At 71.6% G+C, this 8,382-nt stretch carries 10 protein-coding genes, 1 tRNA gene and 2 pseudogenes; 11 read left to right on the top strand and 2 right to left on the bottom strand.

Going from position 1 to position 8,382, the window contains the following annotated elements; translation table 11 throughout:
* The 3 genes from bagB to AC2W7J_RS12875 all read left to right on the top strand — a co-directional run.
* The coding region (bagB, locus tag AC2W7J_RS12865) for an ATPase BagB (RefSeq protein ID WP_485982851.1) at positions 1-1,421 on the top strand (1,421 nt) is incomplete at its 5' end.
* Between the two features lie 86 nt (positions 1,422-1,507).
* Positions 1,508-2,602: a transglycosylase domain-containing protein gene (locus AC2W7J_RS12870; protein WP_485982853.1), complete on the top strand. Its 1,095-nt coding sequence runs from the start codon at positions 1,508-1,510 to the stop codon at positions 2,600-2,602.
* Positions 2,599-4,089 (top strand): penicillin-binding transpeptidase domain-containing protein, encoded by a 1,491-nt coding sequence (locus AC2W7J_RS12875; RefSeq protein ID WP_485982864.1) that lies wholly within the window; start codon positions 2,599-2,601, stop codon positions 4,087-4,089. The genes AC2W7J_RS12870 and AC2W7J_RS12875 overlap by 4 nt, the downstream gene beginning before the upstream one ends.
* A gap of 71 nt (positions 4,090-4,160) precedes the next feature.
* Here AC2W7J_RS12875 and AC2W7J_RS12880 read toward each other — a convergent pair whose 3' ends face one another.
* A complete protein-coding gene (locus tag AC2W7J_RS12880; protein ID WP_485982855.1) occupies positions 4,161-4,619 on the bottom strand; it encodes a GatB/YqeY domain-containing protein in 459 nt (152 codons plus the stop codon).
* On the opposite strand from AC2W7J_RS12880, the pseudogene AC2W7J_RS12885 reads away from it, so the two are divergent.
* Positions 4,618-5,618: pseudogene (locus tag AC2W7J_RS12885) on the top strand (metallophosphoesterase). The gene AC2W7J_RS12880 and the pseudogene AC2W7J_RS12885 sit on opposite strands and share 2 nt — an antisense overlap.
* Here AC2W7J_RS12885 and AC2W7J_RS12890 read toward each other — a convergent pair.
* Positions 5,587-5,901: a hypothetical protein gene (locus AC2W7J_RS12890; RefSeq protein ID WP_485982857.1), complete on the bottom strand. Its 315-nt coding sequence runs from the start codon at positions 5,899-5,901 to the stop codon at positions 5,587-5,589. The pseudogene AC2W7J_RS12885 and the gene AC2W7J_RS12890 sit on opposite strands and share 32 nt — an antisense overlap.
* Between AC2W7J_RS12890 and AC2W7J_RS12895 the strand changes: the two genes are divergently transcribed.
* The 7 genes and pseudogenes from AC2W7J_RS12895 to AC2W7J_RS12925 form a co-directional block, all read left to right on the top strand.
* The gene (locus AC2W7J_RS12895; RefSeq protein ID WP_485982859.1) at positions 5,879-6,121 is read left to right on the top strand and encodes a hypothetical protein; all 243 of its coding nucleotides are present in this window, start codon (positions 5,879-5,881) and stop codon (positions 6,119-6,121) included. The two genes, AC2W7J_RS12890 and AC2W7J_RS12895, sit on opposite strands and share 23 nt — an antisense overlap.
* Positions 6,122-6,196: 75 nt before the next feature.
* Positions 6,197-6,270 (top strand) — tRNA-Pro (locus tag AC2W7J_RS12900).
* A 162-nt stretch (positions 6,271-6,432) separates the two neighbouring features.
* Positions 6,433-6,858: a VOC family protein gene (locus tag AC2W7J_RS12905; RefSeq protein WP_255184397.1), complete on the top strand. Its 426-nt coding sequence runs from the start codon at positions 6,433-6,435 to the stop codon at positions 6,856-6,858.
* A gap of 8 nt (positions 6,859-6,866) precedes the next feature.
* Positions 6,867-6,986, top strand: a pseudogene (locus tag AC2W7J_RS12910) (GntR family transcriptional regulator); the annotation flags it as partial.
* A gap of 127 nt (positions 6,987-7,113) precedes the next feature.
* Positions 7,114-7,503, top strand: a complete 390-nt coding sequence (locus tag AC2W7J_RS12915; protein WP_485982866.1) for a GntR family transcriptional regulator — start codon at positions 7,114-7,116, stop codon at positions 7,501-7,503.
* 30 nt (positions 7,504-7,533) lie between these two features.
* Positions 7,534-7,899 carry a YchJ family protein gene (locus AC2W7J_RS12920; protein ID WP_421009134.1) on the top strand — a complete coding sequence of 122 codons (366 nt, stop codon included), beginning with the start codon at positions 7,534-7,536 and terminating at the stop codon, positions 7,897-7,899.
* Positions 7,896-8,382, top strand: a 487-nt coding sequence (locus AC2W7J_RS12925) for an enoyl-CoA hydratase-related protein (RefSeq protein ID WP_485982862.1), incomplete at its 3' end; no start/stop codon positions are given. The genes AC2W7J_RS12920 and AC2W7J_RS12925, both read left to right, overlap by 4 nt.

Raw genomic sequence — 8,382 nt, forward strand, 5'->3', positions numbered from 1 at the left:
GCTGGCTGCTCCTGCGCCAGGCCGCCGTCGCCACCGAGGCCCTCGAGGCCGGCGCTCGCGGCCGTCGACGTCAGGACCGGGCCGGCGGCTGCTCGCCGGGCTGCTCGAGGAGGGGCGCCGACCACGTCGACCGGGCCCGGCTGCAGGCGCAGCAGCGCGAGGTGCTGCGCGAGCTCCCCGTGCCGGTGCGGTCCTGCCGCACCTCGCCGACGGCGTGGAGTCGGGCGCCCTGCGCCTGCTCGCCGACCACCTCGACGAGCAGGGGGCGATCTGATGGCGACGACGTGGGACTCGACCTCGACGCCGTCATCGGCGACCCCGAGCGACGGATCATCGTCTGCTGCGGCTCCGGCGGCGTGGGCAAGACGACGACGGCGGCCGCCCTCGCGGTGCGGGCGGCCGAGCAGGGCCGGCGGGTCGTCGTGCTGACGATCGACCCCGCCCGGCGGCTCGCCCAGTCGCTCGGGCTCGACGAGCTCGACAACACCCCGCGGCCGGTCGCCGACATCGACACGAGCGCCGGTGGCTCGCTCGACGCGATGATGCTCGACATGAAGCGGACCTTCGACGAGGTCGTCGAGGCCCACGCCACCCCCGACAAGGCCGCGCAGATCCTCGCCAACCCCTTCTACATCGCCGTCTCGAGCTCCTTCGCCGGGACGCAGGAGTACATGGCGATGGAAAAGCTGGGCCAGCTGCGTGCCCAGATGGCCGACGGCTCCCGCGACTGGGACCTCGTGGTCGTCGACACCCCACCCTCGCGCTCGGCGCTCGACTTCCTCGACGCCCCGAAGCGACTCGGCTCCTTCCTCGACGGCCGCTTCATCCGGCTGCTCACCGCTCCGGCGAAGGTCGGCGGCCGCGCCTCGCTCAAGGTCTTCAGCGCGGGCGTCTCCCTCGCGAGCGGCATCATGACGAAGCTGCTCGGCGGGGACTTCCTGCGCGACGTGCAGACCTTCGTCGCCGCGATGGACACGATGTTCGGCGGGTTCCGCCAGCGCGCCGACGAGACCTATGCCCTGCTCTCCCGGCCGGAGACGGCCTTCGTCGTCGTCGCGGCCCCCGAGCGGGACGCGATGCGTGAGGCGGGCTTCTTCATCGAGCGTCTGGCGACCGACCGGATGCCGCTCGCCGGCGTGCTCGTCAACCGGGTGCACACGGCGGCGGCCAAGCAGCTCGGCGCGGGCCGCGCCGAGGATGCCGCCGCGGCCCTCGAGGAGATCGGCGGGCACGACCTCGCCGTCGCCCTGCTGCGGGTGCACGTCGAGGTCGCCGAGACGGCCGCCCGCCACCGGGCGATGATCACCCGCTTCCGCACCTCGCACCCCGGGGTGCCGACCGGCGCCGTGCCCGCGCAGTCGCTCGACATCCACGATCTGGCCGGTCTGCGGGAGATCGGCGCGGCGCTGGGCGGTCGCTGACCGGGGGCGGACCCCCCTTCGTCCGTCTCGTCACCCGCCGCGCGGGCTCCCGGGGACGTACAGGTAGCCCGGTTACCCTGTCGAGCATGTCTGACTCCGGGATGCCGCACCTCTTCCGACTGCTCGGCGCTTTCGTCGCCGTGGCCGTCGGCATCGGCCTCGTGGGCGCCGGCCTGGTCATCCCGCTCGCAGGGGCGACCGGCGGGGCGGCCCAGGCCACTGCCAACGGCTTCAACTCGCTCGACAGCGAGTTCACGGCCACCTCGCTGGCCCAGCAGTCGAAGATCTACTCGGCGGACAACAAGCTGCTCGCGACGCCCTACGACGCCAACCGCATCGTGGTGCCGCTGAGCAAGATCTCGCCGACGATGCGCAAGGCGCAGATCGCCATCGAGGACAGCCGCTTCTACGAGCACGGCGGCATCGACGTGCGCGGCACCGCCCGCGCCCTCGTGTCCAACGTCAGCTCGGGCGAGACCCAAGGTGGCTCCTCGATCACCCAGCAGTACGTCAAGCTCATGCTCCAGGAGAAGGCGGTTCGCGAGGACGACAAGGAAGCCGCCCAGCGCGCCGTCGAGCAGACCTACAGCCGCAAGCTGCAGGAGCTGAAGTACGCGCTCAACGTCGAGAAGACGCACACCAAGGACCAGATCCTCGCCGGCTACCTCAACCTCGCGCTCTACGGCGACCAGGCCTACGGCGTCGAGGCCGCGGCCAAGCACTTCTTCAGCAAGCACGCCTCCGAGCTCGACCTGGCCGAGTCGGCCACGCTCGCCGGCGTCGTGCAGTCGCCCAGCCGGCTCAACCCCCGGACCAACCCCGAGGAGGTCCAGGAGCGGCGCGACCTGGTCATCAACCGCATGCAGCAGCTCGGCATGGTGACCAAGGCGCAGGCCGACGCGGCGAAGAAGCAGAGCGTCAAGAGCACGCTCAAGATCAAGGAGAACGAGGGCGGCACCTGCTCCAAGGCGGTCGACCCGTACTTCTGCAACTACGTCATCCAGTACCTGCGCCAGATGCCCGAGCTCGGCCCGACCCGGACGCGCGCATGCAGGCGATCAACACCGGCGGCTTCACCATCAAGACGACGCTGCGCCGCGACTGGCAGAAGAAGATGCGCAGCGAGCTCACCGAGCGCGTGCCCGAAGGCACCGAGCGCTTCGGCGCGGCCGGCGCGATGATCGAGCCGGGCACCGGCAAGGTCCGTGCCATCGCCCAGACCTCGCAGTACAAGATCGGCCTCAAGAAGGCCTCGACCCGCTACTCCGAGCAGGCGTGGACCGTCCCCGCCCAGTACGGCGGCACCAACGGCTTCGCCATCGGCTCGACGGCGAAGATGTATGCCCTCGTCGCGGCCCTCGAGAAGGGCAAGCCGCTCACCTCGACGGTCGACGCCCCCACCGCCGGCGTGAAGACCCCGCACAACTTCCACCCGAGCGACTTCCAGAAGAACTGCACGACGACGGACCCGGTCTGGGCGGTCTCCAACGACTACACGGTCGGCGGTCGCATGACCCTGGCCGAGGCGACGAAGAAGTCGATCAACACCGCCTTCGCCCAGCTCGCCTCCGACGTCGGCTCGTGCAACATCCCCAAGGTCATGTCGAAGATGGGCCTGACCGACGGCTACGGCCTGCCCTACGGCCTGAGCTACGCCGGCGGCCAGAAGGTCAAGGACGACTACGCGATCTCCAACATCGTCCTGGGCTCCGACTCGACCTCCCCGCTGCAGCTCGCCTCGAGCTACGCGACCCTCGCGGCGGACGGCAAGTACTGCCCGCCCAACCCGATCGAGTCGATCACCACGGCCAACGGCACGAAGATGAAGATCAAGCCGCCCGCCTGCAAGCAGGTCATGGACAAGGGCGTCGCCCGCGGCGTCACGCAGCTGCTCCTCGGCCCCCTCCAGGAGGGCGGCACCGCGGCCGGCAACAGCCTCGCCGACGGCCGTCAGGCAGCCGGCAAGACGGGCACGACCGACAACCACAAGCAGTCGTGGTTCGCCGGCTACACCCCCCAGCTGTCCACGGCCATCTGGGTCGGCTCGCCGATCCGTGAGTACGACATGGACGGCATCACCCTCGGCGGCCGCTTCTACGACCAGGTCTTCGGCGGCACGATCGCCGCGCCGATCTGGAAGGACGTCATGAACTCCGCGTCCGCGGACATGAAGAAGCGCACCTTCACCAAGCCGGGCAAGAAGGTCCTCAACGGCGACCTGCGGAGCATCCCCGACGTCACCGGCATGGGGCCGACGCAGGCGAAGGAGAAGATCGAGAAGGCTGGCTTCAAGGTCAAGGAGGGCAGCGTCGTCGACTCCACGGCCCAGGCCGGCGGCATCGCCTACACGCAGCCATCCGGTCAGGCCCTCAAGGGCACGACGGTGACGATGTACATCTCCAGTGGTGTCGCGCCGTACACCCCGCCTCCGGCCCCGTCGACGACGGTCGCCCCGGCACCCACGACGACACAGGCGCCGCAGCCGTCGAGCTCCTCCTCGCGGCCCAGCTCGACCTCGCGCACGAGCAGCAGCTCGTCGAGCCGCCCGTCGTCGACGTCGTCACGCACGAGCTCCTCACGGCCGAGCTCCTCCCGGCCGAGCTCGTCACCGAAGACGACCGGCAACCGCCGGACCGGCAACAACGGCAACGGCAACGGCAACGGCTGACGCCGCAGCAGCACGAAGGGGGGGCGCTCACCTCGCGAGGTGAGCCCCCCTTCGTCATGCCGGGGCTGGGATCAGCCGGCGAGCCGGGCCTTGACCTTGGCAGCCACGGCGCCGCCATCGGCACGGCCGGCGATCTCGGCCTGGGCGACCTTCATGACCTGCCCCATCTGCGCCATCGACATCGCGCCGACCTGCTCGACCGCACGGTCGACGATCGCGGTGAGCTCGTCGTCGCCCAGCTGGGCCGGCAGGTAGGCCTCGAGCACGACGAGCTCGGCCTCCTCACGCTCGGCCAGCTCGGGGCGGCCGGCGTCGCGGTAGGCGGTCGCCGACTCCTTGCGCTTCTTGGCCTCCTTGGCCACGACCTTGAGCGTCTCGTCGTCGCTGAGCTCACGCGCCGACTCCCCCGCGACCTCGGCATTGCTGATGGCGGTGAGCGTCATGCGCAGGGTGGCGACGCGCACCTGCTCACGCCCACGCATGGCGTCGTGCAGGTCGTGCTGGAGGGTGGCCTTGAGGGAGTCGGTCATGACCCGATTGTCTCAGCCGGACAGCACCACGTCGCCCACCTTTTGCGAAGATGACCCCGTGACCTCCTCCCCCGTCGCCCGCCTCGCTGCCGGCACGGCCGCCGCCGGGACCGCCGCGCTCGCGTGGGGCACCCTCGTCGAGCCGCGCCTCTTCGCCCTGCGCCGCTATGCCGTGCCGGTCCTGCCGGCCGACGCGCTGCCCGTGCGGATCCTGCAGGTGAGCGACCTGCACATGGTCCCGGGGCAGCGGGCCAAGGCCCAGTGGGTGCGCGAGCTCTCCGCCCTCGAACCCGACCTCGTCGTCGACACCGGCGACAACCTCAGCCACCTCGAGGCCGTGCCGACCGTGCTCGACGCGCTCGCGCCGCTGCTCGAGCGCCCCGGCGCCTTCGTCATGGGGTCCAACGACTACCACGCGCCGGTGCCCAAGAACCCCGCCCGCTACCTGACCAAGGACCACGCCAAGGTCGTCGGTCGCCGCGTCGAGCTGCCGACCGAGCAGCTGCGCGAGGGTCTGGCCTCGGGTGGCTGGGTCGATCTCGACAACGCCCGCACGAGCCTGTCGGTCGCGGGCAGCCGACTCGACCTCGTCGGCGTCGACGACCCGCACATCCACCGCGACGACTACGCCTCGGTGGCCGCGCCGGCCGACCCGGCGGCGACGACCCTGGGCATCACCCACGCCCCCCTACCAGCGCGTCCTCGACGCCATGACCGCCGACGGCGCGCGCGTGGTCATCGCCGGGCACACGCACGGCGGCCAGCTCTGCGTGCCCGGGGTGGGCGCCCTCGTCACCAAACTGCGACCTCGACCGCCGACGGGCGAAGGGGGTCTCCCGCTGGTGGCCGGGGGCCGGAGCCGGCGGCCCGGAGCCCGCCGACGCAGCGTGGCTTCACGTCTCCGCCGGGCTGGGCGCCTCGCGCTTCGCTCTGGTGCGCTTCGCCTGCCGCCCCGAGGCCACGCTGCTCACCCTCGTCCCGGCCGGGTCAGTCCGATGAACCTGCGCGAGGCCGCGACCCTGGCCGCCGCCCTCGTCTTCGCCGGCGGCACCTCGTCGTGGGCGCTGGCGAGCGCGAAGCCCGCGGTCGACGTACCGCCCGCCCCGACGCTGACGACGAGCACGTCGACATCGTCGTCGTCGACGTCGCGCACGAGGACGCGGACGAAGACCTCGACGAGCTCGAGCACGTCGTCGAGCACCTCGAGCACGACGTCGAGCACCTCGACGCCGGAGCCCGAGCCGACGACGACGGACGAGGTGGTCCCCGAGCCGACGAGCACGTCGACACCGGTCCCGACCGACACCTACGTCCCCGAGCCGACCTCGACCTCCGCCCCGCCGACCTACGTGCCTCCCCCGGAGCAGCCGACCGAGCAGCTCCCCCCGCCACCCGAGGACACCGAGGTCCCGAGCACCCCGACCACGGACACCCCGCCCGCGGACACGATCACCGACACCCTCCCCTTCGACCCGACGTCGGAGACGCTGGGCACTCCCTGACCCCGATTGTCGATCCGGGTGGGGACTGGGTTATCCTTCCTTGGCGCCGATCGGAGACGAGAGGCGCAGGCACCACGGGGTGTGGCGCAGCTTGGTAGCGCGCGTCGTTCGGGACGACGAGGCCGCAGGTTCAAATCCTGTCACCCCGACCCGGTGAAACCGGCTCAGTCCGCAGCACTGCGGACCTGAGCCGGTTTTTTTGTACCTGTGGTGCGGCCCGGCTTCGTTGGTGATCACGAACCGGTCGACGTTGCATACAACTCCTCCAGTTGTATACATTTGCCAAACCCGCCCCGAGGAGGACCCTTTCCATGACCGCACGCCCCTGCTTCCACCTGGCCATCCCCGTCGACGACATCACGAAGGCCCGCGAGTTCTACGGCGGCGTCCTCGGCCTCGAGGAGGGCCGCTCCGACACCCTCTGGGTCGACTGGAACTTCTACGGCCACCAGGTCGTCACCCACCAGACCGCCGACGGCTCCCCCGGCCCGGCCGGCCACAACCCCGTCGACGACCACCAGGTGCCGGTCCCGCACTTCGGCGCGGTGCTCTCCTACGACGACTTCCACGACCTCGCGGGCAAGATGAAGGCCGCTGGCGCGACCTTCGTCATCGAGCCCTACCTGCGCTTCGAGGGTCAGGCCGGCGAGCAGTGGACGATGTTCTTCCTCGACCCGGCCGGCAATGCCATGGAGTTCAAGGCCTTCGCCGACGAGTCGCAGATCTTCGCCAAGTAAGGACCATCGTGACGACCACCCCCTCGACCGAGACGAAGGCCGGGCGCCTGCACGCCGCCCTGCGCGACGAGATCCTCAGCGGGCAGCTCGCCGCCGGGTCCCCGGTCGACGAGGTGGCCATGGCGCAGGCGCACGGCGTCTCCCGCACCCCCGTACGGGAGGCGCTGCGCGCCCCTGCGCAGCGAGGGGCTGCTCGTCCCCGGCGCCCGCCGCCAGCTGCACGTCGTCGACGTCTCCCCCGAGCACCGGCAGGAGATCGCGACCGTCCGCGCCGCGCTCGAGACGGCCGCCGCCCGCGTCGCTGCCTCGACCCGCTCGTCGGGCGACGTCGACTCCCTTCGCCTCATGGTGCTGCGGCAGCGGCGCTATGCCCGCGCCGGCGACAGCGGCGCCTTCATGGAGGCCGACGAGGACTTCCACCGGGCGCTCGCCCAGGTCGCCGGCATGCCGACGCTCGACCGCCTCCTCGACCAGCTGGGGTCCTTCGTCCGGCTCGCCCGCCTCGGCGAGCCCACGCCGCGCACGCACATGATGGCCCTCACGCGGGAGCACCACCGCCTCCTCGACCTGCTCGAGGAGGGCGACGGCGACGCCCTCGCCGAGACCCTCTCCGGCCACATCCTCAGCACCGCCTCCCGCCGGTGAGGCCCGGCAGCGCCTGACTACGCTGCCACCATGAGCGCCGATCCCTGCCCCTGCGGCTCCGGCTCCCCCTTCGCCTCCTGCTGCGGCCCGCTGCTCGCCAGCGAACGCCAGGCGGAGACCGCCGAGGAGCTCATGCGCAGCCGCTACACGGCCCACGTCTACGGCAATGCCGAGCACCTGTGGCGCACGTGGGACGGCCGCACCCGCCCCGAGCAGGTGCACCTCGACGACACCCGCTGGCTCGGGCTCGACGTCCGCGAGGTCGTCGCCGGCGGCCCCGACGACACGACCGGCATCGTCGACTTCGTCGCCAGGTTCGACGGGGGTGAGCTCGCCGAGCGCAGCGAGTTCACCCGACGAGGTGGCCGGTGGTTCTACACGAAGGAGATCCCGTGACCGAGGTCCGCTACGCCGTCGCCGACGGCATCGCCACGATCACCCTCGACGCCCCCGACCGGCGCAATGCCCTGTCGGTGGAGATGTCGAGGGAGCTCATCGACGCCGCCCGCACCGCCGAGGCCGACCGCGAGGTCGGGGGCGTCGTCGTCACCGGCGGGGCCCACTTCTGCGCCGGCGCCGTGCGCGAGGTGCTCGCCGACGTCGGGCGCGACCCGGTCGAGGACTCCGCCTACCGCAACCTCGAGACGGTCTACGAGGCCTTCACGACCATCGGCACCATCGACCTGCCGACGATCGCCGCCGTGCGCGGCGCCGCTGTCGGCGCCGGGCTCAACCTCGCGCTGGCCACCGACCTGCGCATCGTCTCGTCGACCGCACGCCTGCTCCCCGGCTTCGCCCAGATCGGCATCCACCCCGGCGGCGGGCACCTGTCGCTGCTGCACCGCACGGCCGGGCGCGAGACGCGCGCCATCGGGGCTG

The organism is Janibacter sp. CFPM2_SD2, from assembly GCF_057364645.1.

Coding starts and splice junctions, on each gene's coding strand:
- AC2W7J_RS12870 (WP_485982853.1), top strand. CDS start 1,508: ATGTCTGACTCCGGGATGCCGCACCTCTTCCGACTGCTCGGCGCTTTC.
- AC2W7J_RS12875 (WP_485982864.1), top strand. CDS start 2,599: ATGATCGAGCCGGGCACCGGCAAGGTCCGTGCCATCGCCCAGACCTCG.
- AC2W7J_RS12880 (WP_485982855.1), bottom strand. CDS start 4,619: ATGACCGACTCCCTCAAGGCCACCCTCCAGCACGACCTGCACGACGCC.
- AC2W7J_RS12905 (WP_255184397.1), top strand. CDS start 6,433: ATGACCGCACGCCCCTGCTTCCACCTGGCCATCCCCGTCGACGACATC.
- AC2W7J_RS12920 (WP_421009134.1), top strand. CDS start 7,534: ATGAGCGCCGATCCCTGCCCCTGCGGCTCCGGCTCCCCCTTCGCCTCC.